The 20110-nt window shown below is 62.7% G+C and carries 20 protein-coding genes; 13 read left to right on the top strand and 7 right to left on the bottom strand.

Features of this window, described 5'->3' with window-relative positions:
* Positions 1 to 51: 51 nt before the first annotated feature.
* On the bottom strand, positions 52 to 654 hold the full coding sequence (locus AC57B6_RS26440; protein WP_353956459.1) for a hypothetical protein: 603 nt from the start codon (positions 652 to 654) through the stop codon (positions 52 to 54).
* On the opposite strand from AC57B6_RS26440, the gene AC57B6_RS26435 reads away from it, so the two are divergent.
* The 6 genes from AC57B6_RS26435 to AC57B6_RS26410 all read left to right on the top strand — a co-directional run bounded on the left by AC57B6_RS26435 (position 653) and on the right by AC57B6_RS26410 (position 7676).
* On the top strand, positions 653 to 847 hold the full coding sequence (locus AC57B6_RS26435) for a hypothetical protein (RefSeq protein ID WP_496422411.1): 195 nt from the start codon (positions 653 to 655) through the stop codon (positions 845 to 847). The two genes, AC57B6_RS26440 and AC57B6_RS26435, sit on opposite strands and share 2 nt — an antisense overlap.
* A 506-nt stretch (positions 848 to 1353) precedes the next feature.
* Complete coding sequence (locus tag AC57B6_RS26430; RefSeq protein ID WP_081832886.1) at positions 1354 to 1683, top strand: hypothetical protein; 330 nt, start codon at positions 1354 to 1356, stop codon at positions 1681 to 1683.
* Positions 1680 to 2729 carry a multidrug transporter subunit MdtN gene (gene mdtN, locus AC57B6_RS26425; RefSeq protein ID WP_030098937.1) on the top strand — a complete coding sequence of 350 codons (1050 nt, stop codon included), beginning with the start codon at positions 1680 to 1682 and terminating at the stop codon, positions 2727 to 2729. Before AC57B6_RS26430 ends, mdtN begins: the two co-directional genes overlap by 4 nt.
* Positions 2710 to 4776: an FUSC family protein gene (locus AC57B6_RS26420; RefSeq protein WP_496422410.1), complete on the top strand. Its 2067-nt coding sequence runs from the start codon at positions 2710 to 2712 to the stop codon at positions 4774 to 4776. The genes mdtN and AC57B6_RS26420 overlap by 20 nt, the downstream gene beginning before the upstream one ends.
* Positions 4763 to 6355, top strand: a complete 1593-nt coding sequence (locus tag AC57B6_RS26415) for a TolC family protein (protein ID WP_496422409.1) — start codon at positions 4763 to 4765, stop codon at positions 6353 to 6355. Before AC57B6_RS26420 ends, AC57B6_RS26415 begins: the two co-directional genes overlap by 14 nt.
* Positions 6356 to 6638: 283 nt before the next feature.
* The gene (locus AC57B6_RS26410; protein ID WP_496422408.1) at positions 6639 to 7676 is read left to right on the top strand and encodes an SGNH/GDSL hydrolase family protein; all 1038 of its coding nucleotides are present in this window, start codon (positions 6639 to 6641) and stop codon (positions 7674 to 7676) included.
* On the opposite strand, the gene AC57B6_RS26405 is transcribed toward AC57B6_RS26410, so the two are convergent.
* Positions 7665 to 8684, bottom strand: a complete 1020-nt coding sequence (locus tag AC57B6_RS26405; protein ID WP_496422407.1) for an ROK family protein — start codon at positions 8682 to 8684, stop codon at positions 7665 to 7667. The two genes, AC57B6_RS26410 and AC57B6_RS26405, sit on opposite strands and share 12 nt — an antisense overlap.
* Positions 8674 to 10146 carry an APC family permease gene (locus tag AC57B6_RS26400; protein WP_496422406.1) on the bottom strand — a complete coding sequence of 491 codons (1473 nt, stop codon included), beginning with the start codon at positions 10144 to 10146 and terminating at the stop codon, positions 8674 to 8676. The genes AC57B6_RS26405 and AC57B6_RS26400 overlap by 11 nt, the downstream gene beginning before the upstream one ends.
* Before the next feature lie 194 nt (positions 10147 to 10340).
* On the opposite strand from AC57B6_RS26400, the gene AC57B6_RS26395 reads away from it, so the two are divergent.
* Positions 10341 to 11552, top strand: coding sequence for an ROK family transcriptional regulator (locus AC57B6_RS26395; protein ID WP_167440588.1), 1212 nt, complete (start codon positions 10341 to 10343; stop codon positions 11550 to 11552).
* 266 nt (positions 11553 to 11818) lie between these two features.
* Positions 11819 to 12628: a class I SAM-dependent methyltransferase gene (locus AC57B6_RS26390; RefSeq protein ID WP_496422451.1), complete on the top strand. Its 810-nt coding sequence runs from the start codon at positions 11819 to 11821 to the stop codon at positions 12626 to 12628.
* A 21-nt stretch (positions 12629 to 12649) separates the two neighbouring features.
* Here AC57B6_RS26390 and AC57B6_RS26385 read toward each other — a convergent pair whose 3' ends face one another.
* Entirely contained in the window at positions 12650 to 13501 is an 852-nt protein-coding gene (locus tag AC57B6_RS26385; protein WP_030098945.1) for an urea carboxylase-associated family protein, read from the bottom strand.
* A gap of 276 nt (positions 13502 to 13777) precedes the next feature.
* Between AC57B6_RS26385 and AC57B6_RS26380 the strand changes: the two genes are divergently transcribed.
* Positions 13778 to 14470 (top strand): cytochrome b/b6 domain-containing protein, encoded by a 693-nt coding sequence (locus tag AC57B6_RS26380; protein WP_496422405.1) that lies wholly within the window; start codon positions 13778 to 13780, stop codon positions 14468 to 14470.
* A gap of 69 nt (positions 14471 to 14539) precedes the next feature.
* On the opposite strand, the gene AC57B6_RS26375 is transcribed toward AC57B6_RS26380, so the two are convergent.
* Positions 14540 to 15001, bottom strand: a complete 462-nt coding sequence (locus AC57B6_RS26375) for a CHRD domain-containing protein (RefSeq protein ID WP_444514587.1) — start codon at positions 14999 to 15001, stop codon at positions 14540 to 14542.
* A 227-nt stretch (positions 15002 to 15228) separates the two neighbouring features.
* Entirely contained in the window at positions 15229 to 15930 is a 702-nt protein-coding gene (locus AC57B6_RS26370; RefSeq protein ID WP_200898864.1) for a glutathione S-transferase, read from the bottom strand.
* A 148-nt stretch (positions 15931 to 16078) separates the two neighbouring features.
* Between AC57B6_RS26370 and AC57B6_RS26365 the strand changes: the two genes are divergently transcribed.
* From AC57B6_RS26365 to AC57B6_RS26355, 3 genes are all read left to right on the top strand, one after another.
* Positions 16079 to 16654: a TetR/AcrR family transcriptional regulator gene (locus AC57B6_RS26365; protein WP_028193928.1), complete on the top strand. Its 576-nt coding sequence runs from the start codon at positions 16079 to 16081 to the stop codon at positions 16652 to 16654.
* 139 nt (positions 16655 to 16793) lie between these two features.
* Positions 16794 to 17246 carry a MarR family winged helix-turn-helix transcriptional regulator gene (locus tag AC57B6_RS26360; RefSeq protein WP_178370299.1) on the top strand — a complete coding sequence of 151 codons (453 nt, stop codon included), beginning with the start codon at positions 16794 to 16796 and terminating at the stop codon, positions 17244 to 17246.
* Between the two features lie 66 nt (positions 17247 to 17312).
* Complete coding sequence (locus tag AC57B6_RS26355; protein ID WP_444514585.1) at positions 17313 to 17642, top strand: hypothetical protein; 330 nt, start codon at positions 17313 to 17315, stop codon at positions 17640 to 17642.
* 93 nt (positions 17643 to 17735) lie between these two features.
* On the opposite strand, the gene AC57B6_RS26350 is transcribed toward AC57B6_RS26355, so the two are convergent.
* The gene (locus tag AC57B6_RS26350) at positions 17736 to 18374 is read right to left on the bottom strand and encodes an FMN-binding negative transcriptional regulator (protein ID WP_106352951.1); all 639 of its coding nucleotides are present in this window, start codon (positions 18372 to 18374) and stop codon (positions 17736 to 17738) included.
* A 93-nt stretch (positions 18375 to 18467) separates the two neighbouring features.
* Between AC57B6_RS26350 and pdxR the strand changes: the two genes are divergently transcribed.
* Entirely contained in the window at positions 18468 to 20006 is a 1539-nt protein-coding gene (pdxR, locus tag AC57B6_RS26345) for a MocR-like pyridoxine biosynthesis transcription factor PdxR (RefSeq protein WP_496422404.1), read from the top strand.
* The last annotated feature ends 104 nt before the right edge of the window (positions 20007 to 20110 follow it).

Here is a 20110-nt window from a genome sequence, read left to right as displayed (position 1 = left end):
GGATCTTCATGAGCCACGGCATGCCAACGCGCACCGTGGCCCCAAACCGCTTTATTGCTTCGTCAGTTGACCGTAGCCGACCAGCGAGTTGTCAGCCGCCTTGAACAGATAGACGATGCTCCGTTTGTACAACGTCGTGCTGCCGGAAACGGGCAGGAACGTGATCGCCGAACTGCCGGTGTAGGTCGTGCCCGGGCGCAACGAGCAGCCGGCCGTCGTGCCCGTCAGGCTCACCGTGTACAGGTTCTTGCTGGAACCCGGCGTGGTCAGCGTCAGCGTGCCGGTGACACCGCAGCCTTGAAGCGTGCCGGTGAAGGCGCCGGCATTGTCGACCGTGATCGTCGTCTGACCTTGTGCCCACGTGCCCGCGACGCTCGACTGGGTGACCGCGAGCGCATTCGCCGGGTCGTAGTTCAACGCGAGATTCACGACCTGGCTATTGGCCGTATAGCTGCCCGTGAAGGTCTGGTTCGCGGCGAACGTACCGCTTCCGAGGCTAGCCGTGTAGCTGAGGCTGCTGAACGTCTCGAAGCCGTTGAGCAACGACCAGCTCGACGCCGTCGTGGAGATCGTGCCGAAGAAGGTCCCCGTCACGAAAGAGAACAGGCCGTTGATATAGGAAAGATTGCCGGCCGGGTCCAGGAAAGCCGTCATGTTGGACGCGCCCGATTGTGTCCAGATGCCTTCGGAACCGTTGCCGGTAGCGGCCGTCGAACCGGCCTGCGGCGCGCTCAGGCTCGGCGGTGCCTCACCGGTCAATGCCGGCGCCGATGCCGGCGCCGGTGCCGAGGCGGGCGTGGCGGCCGGCGTCGACGCCGGAGCGGCAGCTGGCGTGCTGGCCGATTGAGCGCTCGGCGTACCGCTATCGCCGCCGCCTCCGCCGCCGCACGCGGCAAGCATCAATGACCCCAGCATTGAAACGAGTAGAAGTGATTTTGATGTTGATTTCATTTTCATTTTATTAGTTCAGAGTGCGGATTCTCAATCCCGCAAAATGATCGGTTAGATCTCGAATTACCCTGCGCAAAATCGCGCAAACCTGTATACGGCAGTAAAAGAAAAGTCTTTAACGATTATTGAAGAACCGCCTTTCGATAACACAGACTTGACGGAAAGCATTTTTTGCGATTAACGCTGCCATTGCTACGATGCTTATTATTCGCAATGCATAGAACGTGCTCGCTTCAAATACGAATATGTGCATGAATATCAATGACATGGAACCGGTTAATGACTGGCGATAGCGGGTGCACCAAACCAGCACATGCGAAAGAGTCGAAACGAAACGGGTGCGCTGGTAAAGTGCCGTCATCCCGTTGTTCCGCTAACCCATTCACACCTCGCGACGCCGCAATGCCGTTCAAGCCAAAACATCGAGGCGTCCGCGCCTCGCTCGCGCACCGCGCGCCGGCTCTGCCAGCCCTCGCGGGCGTCCTTACCCTGAGTTTGTGCTTGCAGGGATGCACGCTGCGTGGCGCGCCGTCGTATGAAATCTTCGGCGCCTATTTCCCGCTCTGGCTAATGAGCGCGGTAGCCGGATTCGTCGGCGCGGTGATCGCCCATCGGATCTTCGTCTCCACGGGGTGGGCGCAGATCGTCCCGTATCAGCTCTCGGTGTGCCTGGCAATCGGACTGACGGTCGCCGTGCTCTTCTGGCTTTCGGGAACAGGACAGCTCTTATGAAAATCGCCGGCTTGCGCAAAGCTTCCGTCAAAGGCCGCGTGATCGCGGGCGTGATTGTCGTGCTCGGCATCGCGGCGGCCTGGTACGGCTATGACCGGACCACCCGCTTCCCCTCCACCGACGACGCCACGATCGACGCCGACGTCGTCCACGTCGCCTCGCCCGTCGGCGGCAGGATCATCCGGCTGCCGGTGCAGGAGAACCAGCGGGTCGCCAAGGGCGACGTGCTCTTCGAACTCGATCCCGTGCCTTACCGGCTGGCGGTCGCGCAAGCCCAGGCCGATCTCGAAGTGGCTCGCGCGGCGCTCGATACGCGGCGCAGGTCGCTGGTCGGCGAGCGCGCGAATGCGGCCATTGCCGGCGACCAGACCGGCAAGGCCGCACACAACTACGAACTGGCCTCGCGCACCGTGCAGCGACTCACGCCGCTGGTGGCGAAGGGCTACGTGCCGGTCCAGCAACTGGATCAGGCGCAGGTCGCGCAACACGATGCGGCGCTGTCGCTCAAACAGGCGCAGGAGCAGAAGCAGGCCACCGCGCAGACGATCGGCGACGAGGCCGGCGCCGTCGCCACCGTGCATGCGCGCGAAGCCGCGCTCGCACTCGCGCAACGCGGCCTCGAAGACACCGTCGTGCGTGCGCCGCAGAATGGCTTCGTCACGGGGCTATCGGTGCTGGCGGGCGAGACCGTCGCACCGCATCAAGCGATCTTCACGCTGGTCCACGCGGACGAATGGTTCGCTGTCGCCAACTTCCGCGAAGGCGCGCTCGCGCGCATCCAGCCGGGGGATTGCGCGACCGTGTACTCCATGATCGACCGCAGCCAGGCGATTCGCGGCGAGGTGGTCGGGATCAGCGCGGGCGTGGCCGATTCGGACCGGATCAATCTGCCGCGCACCTTGCCGATCGTCCAACAGTCGGTGAACTGGGTGCGGGTCGCCCAGCGCTTTCCCGTGCGGGTGCGGCTCGATGAACCGGCCGCCCGGCTGGTGCGGATCGGTGCGAGTGCGATAGTCGAGGTCCGGCATGGCGCCGCCTGCCGGTGACATCGCCCGACCGGGCCTCGCCGATATCCTGAAGCTGCTCGCGCCCTATCCCGGGCGCGCGGCAATGGCAACCCGCATCGCGCTGATCTGCGCGTTGACGGCGTTTGTGACGAGCGCATACGGCACGCCGGAAGCCGCGATCTCCGCCTACGTCGTGTTCTTTCTGAACCGGCCCGACCGGGTCTTGAGCGTGGTGCTGGGCTCGGCCCTGCTCGTGCTGGTCACGCTGATCATCGCGGTCGTCACGGTAGTGGCCATGTTTGTGCTCGACGATCCCATGTGGCGTGTCGCGTGCATCGCGGCACTCTCGTTCGGTCTCCTGTTCATCACCTCGGCAAGCAAGCTGCGGCCGGTGGGCGCGATCATCGCGATGATCGTCGGTTTTGCACTGGACGAACTCGGCAGCGTTCCGTTCGGCGAAGTGGCGACGCGCGCCCTGCTCTACACATGGTTGATGGTGGCGATTCCGATCGGCGTATCGATCGGCGTCAACCTGGTAATGTCGCCGTCGCCGCGCAAGCTCGCCGACCGCGCGCTGGCGGAGCGTCTGCGACTCGCGGCGCAGAGCCTCGCCGAACCCGAGGCGACGGCTCATGCGCTCGGCGCATGCCTGCGCGAAGGCGATGCGGAGATCGGCACGTGGCTCAAACTTTCGGTCGTCGACGGTTCATCGGTACGTGCCGACGTCGCGCCGCTGCGGCAAGCCGTGTCGTCGACGCTAGCGATCCTGGTCGCAGCGGATCTCGCGGCGAGCGAACCGTCGGCGCGGCTGCCGGCATCGTTCGTCACGCCGATCGCCGCCACGCTGGAGAACATGGCCCGCATGCTCGAGGCGGGCGGCTATCCGGTCGACATTGAACTCAGCCTGCCTGGCAGGGCCGAACTGACGCCGCTTGCGAAGATCGTCGTCGAAGATCTGCAGGCTGCGATCGCCCGCTTCGCGGTGGTCGAAGCACGCACCGATGCCGCAAGTGAAGACAAGGCCGAAACCGCAGTCGAGGCCGAAGCACAACCCCAAAGTCAACGCGAAGCCGGCACCACGCCGCCTCCCGCTGGCAAGCGCGGCGGGTTCTTCCTGCCGGATGCATTCAGCAATCCCGATCACGTCCGCTACGCGCTGAAAACTACCGTAGCGGCCATGTTCTGCTATTTGCTTTATTCACAGATCAACTGGCCCGGCATCCATACCTGCTTCATCACGGTCTACATGGTGTCGCTCGGCACCACCGCCGAGACCGTCGAGAAGATGACGCTGCGGATTGCCGGTTGCCTCGTGGGCGCCGTCCTCGGTATCGCGGCCATCGTATTCGTGACACCGGTGCTGACGTCCGTCGCCGGCCTGATGACGCTCGTGCTGATTGGCGCATGGCTGTCGGCGTGGATCGCTTTCGGTTCGCCGCGGATTGCGTATGCCGGTTTCCAGATCGCCCTGGTGTTCTTCATGTGCGTGTTGCAGGGCGCGGCGCCGGGCTACGATCTGACGCTTGCGCGAGATCGCACGATCGGGATCCTGATCGGCAATGTGGTCGTCTATCTGGTTTTCACGCGCGTGTGGCCGGTCACCGTGGCCGCGCGTGTCGACGCCGGGCTCGCCACGCTGCGCCAGCAGTGGGCGCGGCTCGCCGCACTACCCGATGGCGTCATGCGCCGGGCCCAGGCCGCAAGCGCCATGGCTCAGTGCGGCGCGCTTGAGCAGGACCTCGCGCTGATGCATTACGAGCCGTCGTGGGTCCGCCCCGACGCGCAGTGGATCGCTGAACGCCGCGCCGCACTGGCCAGGCTCGATGCACTGGAAGGGCCGATGTTCCTGCTCGCCGAGCGTCGCCGGGGCGATGCCGTAGTGGAGCGCTGGCTCGCGCAGGTCGTGGATGAGCCGGAACGCGACCCGGCGTTGCCCGTCGCCTCCAGTGCGGCCTTGCCCGAAACAACAGCCGATGACGACACACGTATCGCTTTGCATCGTCTCGGCGATGCACGCCTCACTCAACTCGAACACGCTGCGTCGAACGACGCAGCGAAGGGACTCGCCACTCATGCGCCGGCTTAACCCTTCATTCGCACTGGCGATCCTGGCCGCTGCGGGTTTGACCGGATGCGCCACGTCGTCGCTGGACATGGCGCCTGATAGCCCCGACCGTCCGTGGCAACCGCAGACGGACGCGGCCGGCGCCATCGTGCCTGGGCCAAAGGCGCCTGCCGGGTCGGCTGCTTCGACTGGCGCGGTTGCGTCCGCTGCCGCATCGGCCAGCTCCCCTCGCGGCTACGAACTCCCGGCGAATCCCGCGCTCGCCGCCGTACCGCCGCCACCGGCGCTGGAGCAGGCACATGCTTACGATCTACCCGAACTGATCGATCTCGCGGAATCGGCAAACCCGCTGACCCGCATTGCGTGGAACGACGCGCGCAATGTCGCGCTCGCGGCCGGCATCGCGAAGAGCGCTTACCTTCCGCAACTCTCGCTCGCGGCGATGGGCCAATACGCCGGACTCCATAATTCGACCACTTCCGTACTCGGCGATTCGTCGTCGAGCGCGACCGGGCACGGCATGACTTCAGTGGTCGCGCTGCAATGGCTGCTGTTCGATTTCGGCGGCCGCGCCGCGCGCGTCGAAGCCGCTTCGCAGGCATCGGTGATGGCGAACATCGCCTTCACCGCGGTTCATCAGCAGATCATTTTCGACGTCAGCGTCGCGTTCTATACGTACCAGGCCGCACGCGCCCGCATCGCCACCACACAGCAGGGCCTCGGCAATGCCGAAGCGATCCTGGCCGCGGCACAGTCGCGCTACAGGCATGGCATCGGCACGGTCATCGAGGTGGCGCAGGCCAGCCAGAATCGCGCACAGGCGAGGCTCGCGCTCGTCCAGGCCCAGGGCGCCGAAAGCAACAGCTATCTCGCGCTGATTGGCGCGATGGGGATTTCCCCGCTCTCCAAGCCCAGGATCGCGGAGATGCCGGCGCATGCGCTTCCGGCCGTGACGAGCGATTCGATCGACCAGATCGTGTCGAACGCCATCGCGAGACGCCCGGACGTGTTGAGCGCGTACGCAGCCGAACGGGTCAATCTCGCGAAGGTGAAAGCCGCCGAATCGGACTTCATGCCGAAGGTATTCCTCTCCGCGAACGGCGCGTACAACACCGGCAGTTCGTCGATTTCAGCGGTTCCCGCCATCGGCCAGCAATTGCCGACGGTGAACCTGAGCGGCGGCCGCTACGGCGGCAGCGTGATCGTCGGTGTGGCGATTCCGCTGTACGACGGCGGCTTGCGATCGGCGGTGCTCGCGCAGGCACGCAACGACGCCGACAGCGCGTCGACCCGTCTGATTCGAAGCCGTGAAGAAGCGGTTCGGCAAATCGTCGCCGCGCAGAATACGCTGCAGACGAGCCTTGCCGCGCAGGACGCTGCAAAAGAACTGCTCGCCGCGGCGCAAACGACTTACAACGCCGCGTTCGACGCTTATCGGCAAGGAGTCGGTTCGATCACTGACGCGCTGCTCGCACAGAATCAATTACTCGCAGCGAAAAACGCGGACGCGGATAGTTACAGCAGTGCATTGGCGGCGGCAGCGGCGCTCGCGCTGGCGACCGGGTCGATCGAGTCGATTCCGATGCGCGACAACTGGTGAGTCGCGAGCCACGGCAAAACAGATCTTGTAACCGGCCCGTGTGCGAGGACGTTTTGACCAGCCGGTGTACCTCGAATCCGACAAGAGACAGGGTTCGCCGCTCCGGCCAACGTAGCAAACGCGCAAACGCGATTGACCTTACATCGGGCCGACATTCCAGGCACGCGGCAGCATCGACAATCCGTCAACGACGGCGCACGCTTTTTGCTACATGGAGATACCTGTCGCAAGGCCACGGACAGGCGGGCGGGCACCTGCCCGGCCGACCCGCAGCGGAGGCGCTATGCGAGCAGTTTGCGACGAGGCACGTACGGTACGTACGGTACGTATTGCAATTCTTGCTGGAATGATTTCACTGCTTGCCGCATGCGGCGGTGGAAACAGTTCGAGTAGCGGCGGCAGCGCGGCTACGCCACCGGGCGGCGTCAGTCTGCAAGTCGTCTCGTTCGGCGACAGCCTGTCGGACGTCGGCACTTATGCGCCGATTGCCAGTGCGGTCGGCGGCGGACGTTTCACGACGAATCCGGGGCAAGTGTGGGGTCAGGACGTCGCGCAATATTACGGCGGTTCGCTAAGCGCCGCGTTTACGATCGACGTCGGCCATCAGTTGAGCGCGCAAGGCGGTTTCGGCTACGCGGAGGGTGGCTCGACGGTGGCCACGCCGGCGAACACGTACGATTTTCTTTCCGACGTGATCGGCAATGTCGAAATGCCGGTCAATCAGCAGGTTTCGAGCTATCTGAACGCGCACGGAAGCTTCAATTCCAATCAGTTGGTGCTGGTCTGGGCCGGCGCAAACGACGTGCTTCGCGCCGGCTCGCTGCCGGCCGCGGCGCCGACCGTGAAGACCGCGGCATCCACGCTTGCACAACTGGTTGGGCAGATCGTTCAGAACGGCGCCACGCATGTGGTGGTGGTCAATGTGCCCAACATCGGCCTGTCGCCTAAAGGCATCGCTTCCTCCGACGGCGGAGTCAATCTGACCCAGTTATCGCAACTTTTCAACGCGGACCTGAACACGGCCTTGCAGGCCAACGGCCTGCAAGGCAAGGTCATCCAGATCGACGCTTATACATGGGTCGGCCAGATCATCGCGAACTATCAGGCCAACGGCTTCACGGTGACGAACACCGCCCAGGCCTGCGACCCCAAGAAAACGCCGGACGATACGGCGTTACTGTGTTCACCGGCGACCTACGTGACACCCAATGCCGACCAGACCTATATGTTCGCGGACGACCTTCATCCGACTACCCATCTGCATGCGCTGTTCGCCCAATACGTAGAGCAGCAGATCGCCAAAAGCGGGTTAGGTCACTGACGCGACTTCGCGCAACGGCGAGCGACCGGGAGGCGAGCGGCGCAACGCCCACGCATCGCTCGCGGCCACAATCGCGCCCTGCAAGGCGGCACCGTGACCGAAAGCGGCAATCGCCACTTCTGGCGGATACGGCACGGCTCGCGCCAGCAGCGAACGCATACCGTCAGGAATCCCTGGGATACGCGCCATTCCGCCACCGATCACGATCCGCGACGGGTCCAGCATCAGCGTCAGATTGACGACGTGCCTCGCGAGACATGCAAATGCGTCGTCGATCAGCGCCGCCACGTGAGGCAACGAGTCCTGCAACGCGAACGCCTCGTGCGTACTGACGTTTCGTCCTAGCAGAACGCTCACGCGATCAGCAATCGCACGGCCGGACACGAAGTCTTCCAGCGACGCGCCGCCATCGGCGAACAGCACTTCGTCCACGACGCCACGCAACTGGTAGCCGATCTCGCCCGACGCGCCATTCGCGCCACGCAGCACTTTTCCATCGATCACCGCAGCCGCTGCCAATCCCGTCCCCAGGTTCAGATACAGGCCGCAATCGACGCCGACGAGCGCACCACAGCGCGCCTCCGCCAGTGCAGCGGCTTTGACGTCGGTTTCGACGGTGACGCACTGGGCGCCGAAGCCTGCGCGCAGCACATCGTGGAGCGCAAGCTGGTCCCAACCGGGATTGTTCGGCGCGAGCCGGATGCCGTCGGGTTCGATGATGCCGGGGGTGACCGCGGCCACCGCCAGAAACTGCCGTTCCACGCCGGCAAGCGTCTTCGCAATCAGCGCCCTCGCTGCTTCGAACATGCGCCGCATGACGGCCTCCGCGCCCTGCTCCGCCAGAGTCGGAATTTCCGTTTCATGAAGACGCTGCCCTGCTGGCGTGGTGGTCGCCATGGCAATCTTGGTGCCACCGAAATCGATGGCCAGCAGGAATCCGTTTGGATCAACATCAACATCAACATTAGCGCCGGTGCGCTGGATTTCAGTCAGGTCTTTAACGTGCATGCGCTTCGCTATTCACGGTTGCAATGTTGTCCGCCTGGCGTTCGAGATACACCTCACGGATAAGCTTCGGACCAAACGGCCATTGTCGCGCGACACGCGCCCAGATCAGGAACGCGATCAACCCAAGGACGAGCCAGCCGGTCGACATCAACTGGGATTGACGGTCGGTTGCATAGAAAACATAGAGCCAACCCAGCAGCGCAACGAGGCTCGGCACCGGATAGAGCCACTGCCGATACGGACGATGCAAGTTCGGCTGACGGCGACGCAGCACGGTCAACGCCGCGATCTGCGCCACCGACTGCAGTAGCACCGCGACGGCGACCAGCATGTTGATCACGGCGGTCAGATCGAAAAACGTTCCGGCCGCGGTGACCACACCCATCACCAGCAAAGCAATGTGCGGGAAGTTGTGCCTGGGATGCAGCTTGCCGAATGCGGCCAGAAACACTCCGTCGCGAGCCGCATAGAACGGCACGCGTGAGCCGCCGAGCAGCCCTGCAAAAACTGAAGCAAGCGCCGCCACCAGGATCAGAACGGTGACAATCGCCGCTGCGGCATGCCCCCAGTTGCGCGACACGACGAGCGACGCGACCGAGGTCGACTTGGCCACTTCCTGCCATGGCACCGTGCCGATCACGCCGACATTCATGGCGAGATAAAGGACCATCATGGCGATGATCGAAATGATGATCGAGCGCGGCATGACGTGGCCGGGATTCTTCAGTTCATCGCCCATGTACGCCGTCGTGTTGTAGCCGGCGTAGTCGTAGATGGCGATGATCAGGCCCGCACCGAGGCCAGTGAAGAACTTGCCGGGATCGCCCGCGTCGGCCGGCAGCGTCGTTGCAAGGCTCAGATGGAAGTTCGAGTACGCAGCGGCAATGGTCAGCCCGACCGCCAGCATCATGATGATCCACAGCACCATGCTCAACGCGCGAATCGATTCGATCCGCCGATACAGCGCGAGGACCACCAGTGCGGTCGCCACGACGCCGATCGCGTGCGTCTGCCACGCCGAAAGATTCGGCAGGAAGAACCCCAGGTACTGAACAAAGCCGATGATGCCCGTGCTCATGATGAGCGGAATGGACAGCATCGCGGTCCAGACGAACAGAAAGGGCATCAGCTTGCCGGTGCGGTACTGGAATGCTTCGCGTACGTACAGATAGGTGCCGCCCGCGCCAGGCATCGCCGCGCCAAGTTCCGCCCAGACGAGACCGTCCGCCATGGCCAGCAACGCGCCCAAAATCCAGCCGATGACGGCAAGCGGCCCATTCATCACGGCCACGATCGCCGGGATGGTCAGGAATGGGCCGACGCCGCAGATCTGAATCATGTTCACCGCGGTCGCCGAAAACAGGCCGACGGAACGGTGGAAATGCGGCGCATCGGCCGCCGGCCGCTCCGCCGCCCCAGCCAGCGCGGTTGAGGACGGCTCCTGCCAGGCAGAATCGCTCATGTACGTCTCCTTACGGCCTGCGCCGCGTTGATAGTCAGATGCTCCGGGGGTCCATCCGTTTTTTTGCGAATGATAGGAAACTTTCTTTACTAATGCAATCGCATCAAAAATGTTTTCAACCCGTATCGACGGCGCGCGGCTTGCCCAGCCGGACAGTCGTTGATAGGATCGGCCATCCCGAAACCAGACGCCCCATGCACGCGCATCGAAAGAACAGCCGGCCGACAGTCACCGTCACGCGAGGTCCCGCGTTCGTCCGCCAGGGCAACGAATGGGCCATCTATCAGCATCTGTTGTCGCTGGCGCCCGCCTCCAGTCCGCAATTGGCGGAGAGCACCGGGCTGTCCAAGGTCACGGTCACGGCCGCGCTCGGCAATCTCGAGCGGCTGGGGCTCGTCGAGCAGACGGGCGTGCGCGGCGGCAGCGCGGGACGCTCGCCGCGTCTTTACGCGCCGCGCGCGCGAGCGGGTTTCGTGGTCGCGATCGACGTCGGCGCCAAATGGATCCGAGGCGCGCTCGCCGATCTGACCGGGACGGTGGTGGCCCGGCTCGACAAACGCACCCCTGCCCGCGTGGAACGGCTGGTCGCCCGAATCGTCGAACTGGTCGGCGCGATGCTCGAAGAACAGCACATTGCGAAGAGCGAGGTTCTCGCGACCATACTTGGCTCGCCAGGCGTGCTGGATGCGGAAAGCGACCGGCTGCGTCTCGCGCCGAACCTGCCGGATCTGGAGCGCGTGGGGTTGATTCCATCGCTGCGGGAAGCGCTTGGCGCCGACCTGCTGGTTGAGAACGACATCAACCTGGCAACACTGGGCGAACAGCAGCATGGCCTGGGGCGCGGCGTCGACAACTTCGTTTTTATGTGGGTCGGCACGGGCGTCGGGCTGGGGATCATCGCCGATGGCAGGCTGCATCGCGGCGCCCACGGTTTTGCCGGCGAGATCGCCGTGCTGCCCGCGGCGCCGGTAGTGGGCTCGAAGTCCGACGGAATCTATCGTCCAATGTTCGAGGTGTCCGCCGCGGCGAAGGGAATCGTCGCGCATGCGCAGCGGCTCGGCCTTGAGGTGGCCAATGCGGAAGGCGTATTCGTGGCGGCCCACGCCGGCGATCCGCGCGCACTCGACTGCGTGGCCGAAGAAGCACGGCAACTCTCGTGGGGACTCGCGTCGATTATTCCGATTCTCGATCCGAAGCTGGTAGTGCTCGGCGGTGGGATCGGGCGAAGCGGCGCCCTGCTGCTACCGACAATCCGCGCTCATCTCGCCGACTGGCTGCCGATTCCCGTGCCTGAATTCGCGGTGTCCGCAACCGCGACCGATGCGGTGTTGCTGGGAGCGATTGTGTTAGGCGTCGAACGCGGACGGCTCAAAGCTTTTGAGCGGCTGGGGTACGCGACTTCGTAGGGAACTGAATAGTTTCTTCGCGCGTTCGAGACGACGCGTCTTGCATCTGATGAAATGGCAGGATTCCTACGCAGTGACAATCATGTGACAGCAACAGTGCGGGTCGACGCAAATCCGCAACCCGGCGTTCAGCACGTCAATAATCGGTAAACAGAAAACGTCGGGTAAAAAGCGGCACGGTGAGCTACCGCACACAAGCGGACCCCAGCGAGGTGTAGTTTGGCAGGGAGACATTTGAATCGAGAAACAACGTGGCTTCCACCGACATGCAGGATCGGATCAACCGGGCGGTGTGGAGCAGCCGCAGCGGGCGCAATGGGTTCGCCGTCGCCAGCGGATGGACCGATCCGGGTGAGGCGGCAGCTTTCGCCTGGGTGGCGCAGTATGCGCGACACCAGCCGGTTCTCGATGTAGGCGTCGGCGGGGGCCGAACCGTAGCCTTGCTGACGGCGATCAGCCACGACTACACCGCCGTCGACTACACGCCCGAAATGGTCACGATCTGCCGCCGCAACCATCCGGGCATCCGCGTGCAACAGATGGACGCCCGCGACATGTCGGCCTTTCCGGACGAGAGCTTTGGACTGGTCGTATTCAGTTACAACGGCATCGATGCGGTGGACTACCCGGGCCGCCGCGCCGTTCTGCGGGAGTTCAGCCGCTTGCTGAAGCCAGGCGGCCTGGCACTCTTTTCTGCCCACAACCTGCGCGGACCGAGCTACCGTCAAAATCCGCTGCATCTTTTACGCTTGCCAAACCTGTCGATCAATCCGGTTTCAGTCTGTATCGATGTCGCCAGGATCGCCTATTCGCTGGCAATCGGCACCCTCAATTACTTGCGCTATTCGCCTCTCAATCATGAGTTCGACGGCTACGCGATCCGGGTTTGTGCCGCGCACGAATTCGGCATTGTCATCATGTACACCGATATGGACACGCAGCTTCGCCAACTTGCCGAAGTGGGTCTGCACACAGAGGCGGTGTTCGGAAACTCGACGGGACGGCGCATACGGGAAGGTGACGATCTGAGGGATGAGTCATGGTTCCACTTTGTCGCGCGCAAGTCTGCCGCGTGATAAATGGCGGTCCGATCACCATCAACCGCTTTTCCACTCCGGCTGCTGCAGCGTCATCCCATGTTGCCCCTTGTACGCAGCGACGGATGGCGGCGCCCATCCCGCGAGCATCGGTGGCGCAAGCTGGTAAATCTCGATGCCGAGCGGCCGGCACACTTCCAGCGGATCGCGCGCGTCCGGTCCCCACATCGGCACCGAGAGATCGCCACCCGGACAGGTCGACAGCGCACACAGCAAGTCGATCTCGGCGAAAAATTCGAGGTAATCCCCCTTCTTTGCCGGGCATGCTTTCATGAAATATTTGTCTTCCTGATTCAGGCCGGTGCACTGGAATACATTCAGTACGTCGTGCACGTCGTATTCGGTCAATCCGTACGGAGCGATCGCGCGTGTGAGGTTGGAGTGGCAGTGGAAATGAAAATCCTCGCCGGTCAGCATCCGGTTCACATAGGGATCGCATCGCGTGCCAAGCAGATCGTGAACCCGCCCGCCGTGCTCGTCGACGCCGTAATCGGCCAGACTGTCATCGGTAATCGTCACCATCGGACGCAGGAACGGCAGCGTCGACCACAGACGGTCGAACGTGCTGACGTGCGCCTGCTGTAACTGGCGCGTACGCGAGGCCCACATCCGCTCGCGCGGATTGTGCAGGTTCCACATGTTCAGATCGGCCACCTGCGGACCCTCGATCGTCACGATGCGAAACACTTGACCCGCCTGCACGGTCCACGCCCGGCCCGAACGAATCGGCACGACGATCGATTCAATCAGCGTGCGGGTGCCGTGCTGCGAGGCGACGCGTTGATAGAACGACTTATCGACGTCAAGCGCCGAACCCTTGGTGGATTGATAGGCAGCAGGGTAGTTCAGCATGCTGAATGCTCCTTCATAAGGCTGGCGAACAGCCGCGCCCGGGCACACGGTAGCGGGCGGCATCCGGGCGTGTCGTGAATGATCGTGAATGAATCTGTCATCCTGCTCGTGTTTCAGACACTACACCTTAGTTGCTACCTGTGCTTGTGCCTCGGTTCGAGCGCGCCAGGTCCCACGTCAGATTCGGGGACGTTGACGACGCGTATCCGGCAGGGCCTTCCTGAGTCCGACGAACACAAGTTAGAGACGGTAAGATGATGCGCACGGAGGCACCACATGGATGCTCACGAGCCTGTCACGCGGCCGGCACAACCTGTTCGCCGCCCGGTGCTGGTCTGGGACGCGCCGGTGCGGCTGTTTCACTGGCTGGTGGTCGTGCTGGTCGCGGCGGCTTATGTCACCTTGAAGCTGAACTGGATCGACTGGCACGTCCGGGTCGGCGAGACGCTGCTTGCCCTCGTCATTGCCCGGCTGTTGTGGGGCTGCTTTGGCAGTGAGACCGCGCGCTTTCGCAGTTTCGTGGCGTCGCCCACGGCTGCACTTCGTCATTTGCGCCGCCTGTTTCGCCGCGAGCCGGATGTGCAGGTGGGTCACAATGCGGCCGGCGGCTGGATGGTCCTGCTGCTGCTCGCGCTGCTGCTCATCGAAACGCTGAGCGGGCTCTACGTCAACAACGACATCGCCGACGAAGGGCCACTGAGCGAACTGGTGCCCGTGTGGCTCGCCAATGCTATTTCGACACTGCACGGGCTTGTTTGGGACATGCTGCTCGCCGCAGTGGCGCTGCACGTGGTCGTGATCGCTCTCTATGCGATAGCGAAAGGACACAACCTGCTGCGTCCGATGCTAACCGGCTACAAGCTCCTGCCCTCCTCGATCGACGCGCCGCGGCACACGCCAGCTCTGCTGGCGCTGCTGCCGCTCGGCGTAGCCGCTGCCGTGGTGATGCTGCTCGCGGCGTATCTCTGAGCGTGCTGCGAATCCGGTCTCAGGGTGCCGCGTTGGTGGTGGCGTTGGTGGTGGCGTTAGTGGGTCGCGTCAGTTGCTCTTCGGCGGCACGACCTGGCCACGGATTTCACCGCCCGGGTGGTTCTTGGTGTGAACGTTGATGTACATATCACCGGCTTCGAACATCTTGGCTTCATCCGGGGACAGCGTGGCCTGGCCGCTGAGCGGGCTCGTCATCTCCATGGTGCCTTTCTGGGAAATCCAGACCTTCACGTCGGCGTTCTTACCGGCTGGGGCGGGTCCATGAAAATGCGCCATGGTGGCCTGACTCGACAATCCGCTAAAGCTGACGTTCCAGGTCACGACCCGCGTGCCGGGATCGTATGTGAGGCTCGCGCTGCCGCTGCCAGGCGTCTGCACGGGAGGAACCTGCTGGGCGCCCGTCAACGGCACGTCGAATGAAACCGGCGCCGCTTGGGCCAGGCTCAGCGTGCCCGCCAGAGCCAGACCACCGAACACCATGAGAACGCGCTGCGAGATGGATCGTGACATTTGGTTTTCTCCTTTTTGGGGTTTGCCCTCGCTGGGCGGCAGCCATTATCGAAGCATGCGGACGACCTCGACGACGCCGCCGCCAGCCAAAGCTGTGACACAAGGATAGACGCAAGCCGCCGGTAACTCCAGGTGGAGCCCGATATCCGATTTGCCGCAGGAAAGGCGCGGTCGCCCCTCCTCCTGATTGCCGGATCAAACCAATCGCGCGCGCCACGGCCGCAAGCTCAAACGGACGCCGCCGTCGGTTCCGACATCGTCACATAGTTCTTTACGCTGGAACGCTCCTGCATCCGGACATACCAGGCTTGAAGCGCCTCACACTCCGCCGGCACCGCCAGCTTCACAAGCCCCGCGAAAATCAAACCACCTATCACCGTAATGTCGGCCATCGAGAAGGCCTCACCGGCAACGAACGGCTGCCTCGCCAGAACAGCATTGAAGTAATGCATACCCCTCAGGGCTTTGTCGCGCTGACGGAACCCCCACTCGGCGTTCTGATAAATCTCGACGTCCGGTCCAAGCCCCGGCGTGGCGTGGTGGAAATAAACACTGACGGCGTCGAGCAACTCCAGTTCAGCGCGCTTGCTCATCATATGAATCACACCCTTCTCGCGTGGTGTGCTGCCGGTCAGCGTGGGTGCGCCATCAAGCGCGTCAAGGTATTCGGTAATGGCCGTGCACTCGGCAATCAAGGTCCCGTCGTCGAGTTCGAGCACCGGCAGCGTACCTGAGTAGTTCCTGGCGAGGAACTCCGCCTTCTTGTGCTCGCCCTTCCAAAGATTGACCGTCACAAATTGAACGCGCGACTGCAGGTTCTTCTCGGCCAAAGCGATGCGGACGCGAGCCGGATAAGGGCCGGTGGGCCAGTCGTAAATCTTCATCGCAGCCGGTTTGTTCAGGTCAAGATTGACGATGTCGGAACTCATTGTTTACCTCTTTACAGTTTGCCTTCATAGGAACAGATGACGTGGAAACGTGTATCGTTACGAGTCTACCTGCCACTTGGTAGGTTTACTTTAGAAGCTATAATGCTCCCCGTCAACAGTCATTTTTTCAATTACGAGGGCGGCAGCAGTGAGGAACGACGCAAGCTCAAACTCCAGGGAAAACATCCTGGCGGCCGCCAAAAAGGTCGCGCAGGCGCATGGTTACGGCGGCTTGAATTTTCGCGATCTCGCGGAAGAGGTCGGCATCCGGGCCGCGAGCATCTACCATCATTTCCCCAGCAAGGCCGAGCTCGGCGCTGCGGTAGCGAGGCGTTATTGGGAAGACTCAGCGGCTGCTCTGGATGCACTATTGGCCCAATCTTCGGACCCACTTCGCTGTCTGCGTCAGTACCCCGACACGTTTCGCACGGCGCTCGCGAACGACAACCGCATGTGCCTTTGCAGCTTCATGGCCGCCGAATATGACGATCTGCCTGAAGCGGTGCAAAAAGAGGTGCAGACTTTCACCGATGTGAATGTTGCGTGGCTGAGCAAGGTGCTGTCCGCAGCAGCCGTGGTCAATTCCAGGGAGTGCGAACGGCGGGCTCGCGCCATCTTCGCCGCCATCGCCGGCGCTCAGCTCATTGCGAGAAGCCGCTCGGATATCTCGCTCTATGACGCGTTAATTGACAGCTATCGCGTGGCGGGACTCCTGCCGGCATAGCGGTCCAATCTTCGCCCGCCTCTCGCTGGACAGGAGCGCGTCGCGTCAATTCTTACTTCAGGAGCGGTGCCTTTTTGTGTGAACGAAAAATATACAGTTAACCTGTACAGATTAACTGTATACCTGCTATGGTTGCGGCATGAACAAGCCATCATCGCCGCCCCAACCTATCGACCTGGCCGCTCTTGCTGGCGAACTACGCATTTCCGTGAGCAGATTGGTGCGCCGCGCGCGAGAGCATTCGCAGACCGGCGACTTTACGTCGGCCCAGACGTCGGTACTCTTCCATCTGGATCGTGATGGCCCCGCTACCGTTTCCGCTTTGGCGCGGGCGGAGGGCGTGAAACCACAGTCCATGCGGATCACGGTTGCCGGCCTCGAGACGTTAGGCGTTATCAAAGGCAAAGCCGACCCAGCCGACGGACGCCAAACACTTATCGACCTGACCCCCAGGTTCAGGCGAGCGCTCCAGGCGAATCGCGCAGCGAAAGAGGATTGGCTGCTCCGCGCGCTCCAGGCGCAACTGTCCGCGCAGGAACAGGCAACGCTCGCCGCCGCGGTGGGACTGCTGCAACGGTTGGCCGACTTCTGAACCCGCTCGGGTACTTCATGAAAACCGTCCCACACATCGATCTACTCAGCATCAGGAGCATCTGAAATGGATTGGCTGCATGTGGTCTGTTATTTTTTTGGCGGTGCCTTTCTGTCGAATGCGGTGCCTCATTTCGTCAGTGGCGTGATGGGCGAACCGTTCCAGAGTCCGTTCGCGAAACCACCGGGAAAAGGACTGTCGTCATCGACGGTCAATGTGCTATGGGGTTTCTTCAATATCGTCGTCGGCTATCTTCTCGTTTGCCGCGTGGGCGATTTTGAGCTCAAGGTGACGACCGACGCGCTGCCGTTCGGCATGGGCATCCTGGCGATGGGGCTGCTCGGTGCCCGGCTGTTCGGCGAACTGCACGGCGGCAATAATCCCGAACGTACATGAGCGCCTCGGCAACCGGTATCTTCTTTAGCGAGCCGGCGTCCGCCTTGAGTTACTCCTCCTTCCCGATGATTCCATCGGGAAGGACCAACACTGCTACCGGGCCTTGATCTCCGCGTAAGCCAGCATGGCATCACCCACTACGTTTTCTCCCTGCTCGTTGAGTGCCGCACCGGCTCCCCGGATATCCCGCACGTCCTTGTTCTGACCCAGCTTTATCTTCCCGACGAGGCGCGTGATCTCGATCTCCACGCCGACGATCGCCTTCAGCATCGCGTCGATGTAGTCGGCGGGGCTATCCGTCATCTTCCATGGCTTGGGCTGAGACGCCTCATGAGTGCGTGTCAGCCGGCCGACCACCCCACGAACGTATCGCTCGTCGTCGTGGATGCTAATGCGGCCGTAGGCATGTACCACGCGGTAATTCCATGTAGGCACCTGCTTGTGAAACTCGTGCTTGCTCGGATACCACGACGGCGAGATATAGGCGTCCCCGGCGCGAAACACAACCAGCACTTCGTCGCCATCGGCCACGTCCTGCCAGACAGGATTGGCACGGGCGACATGGGCATGCAGAACGCCGCACGTGCCCTCTGCGGCTTTCAGTTCAAAGGGAATGTGATTGGCGTCCATTCCGCTCCTGCCATGCGTGAACAGAATGCCAAAAGGATTCTCCTTGATCAGGGTATGCAGGACTTCAGTGCGAGGTTCGTCGAAATGGGCGGGTATGTACATGTCAGATCCGTTAAAGGCCATGACAAAATTTTCGCGCTAAACTGGTTCGTTTCGTAGAGCCAGTTTCGGCAAATATCACTGAACCAGAATGCAATGACCAGGCAACCCAGAACGGTCGAACTTCCGTCGATCGGCACGCTGGATCGAACGGCCGGCCAGCTAGGGCGTCAACTCGCCCAACTGCTGCGCGACGCGATACGTCGCGGCGATCTGCAAGCAGGCGAAATGCTGCCGTCCACGCGCATACTCGCCGCGTCCTTGCAGGTCGCACGCGGCACCGTTATCGAAGCATTCGATCAGTTGATCGCGGAAGGTTTCCTGACGGCAAGCCCGAGAGCAGGCACAAGCGTGGCGCACTCGTTGACGCCGCCTGCCGACGTCCAGGCGCGCCCGTCCCCGGTCGAGCCCGCTTCGCTTCCGGGACGTGCCCACCTGCTCGCGCAGGTTGCGCGTCAATTTTCAGCCGTACCGGCTGCCCCCTTCGCCGTGTCGGTGCCGGTTGGCCGTGCCCTGCCGGACGATATCTGGCGGCGGCTCGGCAACCGTGTGCGCGCCCGGGGTCCCGGCGCACCCGCGGGTTATGGCGATCCGCAGGGCGCACACGCGCTGCGTGAAGCCGTCGCCGACTACGTCAGACGGTCCCGCTCGGTCCGCTGCGAAGCCGGCCAGGTCATCATCACGAGCGGTACGCAGCAAGGCCTTTATCTGTCCTGCCAGGTGCTGCTCGACGCCGACGACTCAGCGTGGGTGGAAGACCCGGCGTACCGGGGCATCACGGCCATCCTCGAAAGCACCGGCCGTCCCGGGCGCATGATCCGGGTACCCGTCGATGCGGAAGGGCTCGACGTCGACGCCGGCATTGAACTCGGTGCGCACGCCCGCGCTGCATTCGTCACGTCGTCACATCAATACCCGTTAGGCATGCCGATGAGCATGGCAAGACGCAACGCGCTACTGGCATGGGCTCGCACACACAATGCCTGGATCGTCGAGGACGACTACGACAGCGAACTGCGTTATGCCGGCCATCCGTTTCCGTCGCTGCAGGGACTCGATCCGAGCCGTGTGATCTATCTCGGCACCTTCAGCAAGATTCTGTTTCCATCGTTGCGTCTGGGTTATGCCGTGGTTCCCGACTACCTTGTCGACGCGTTCTGCGGCGCGCGCGTGCTGATGGACCGCAATCCGCCGAACGCCGATCAGCACGTACTGGCGGCCTTCATTGCGGAAGGCAATCTGGACCGTCACATCCGGCGAATTCGCAGTGTCTATGCCGAGCGCCGCGTGCAAATCATCGAGACCGTCGAGCGGCTGCTGCCGAAGGAACTCGCCTGGTTGCAGCCCAGCGATCAAGGCATGCACATGGTGCTCTGGCTGCGTGAGGGCGTCGACGACACCGCTGTGGCGTCGTTAGCGGCGCAAAGCGGCGTTGCCGTACGGGCAGTGTCTCCCATGTATTCGGCTGGCAACGCCCGGCCGGGTTTGATACTGGGCCTCGGCGCGTTCACCGACAGCGAGATTGAAATAGCCGCTCGACATCTCGCCAGCTGTGTTGACGCGGCGGCGACAGGCGTCACGCGCAATGCAGCGAAACGGCCGAAGAAAAAAGCGACGCAAGATCGTTCTCACTAGCAACCCGGTCCGCAAGATGTCCCGTGGCGCCCGCGCACGCTATCCCACCGGACTACAATTGTTTATATGGCTTCCATCATGCATTGACCGCGCGCGGCAGCGTC

The organism is Paraburkholderia sp. BGA-UO-ETr-F12 (assembly GCF_059567945.1).
Note: the sequence above shows the minus strand (reverse complement) of the source record. Positions and strands in the feature narration are given on the sequence as shown.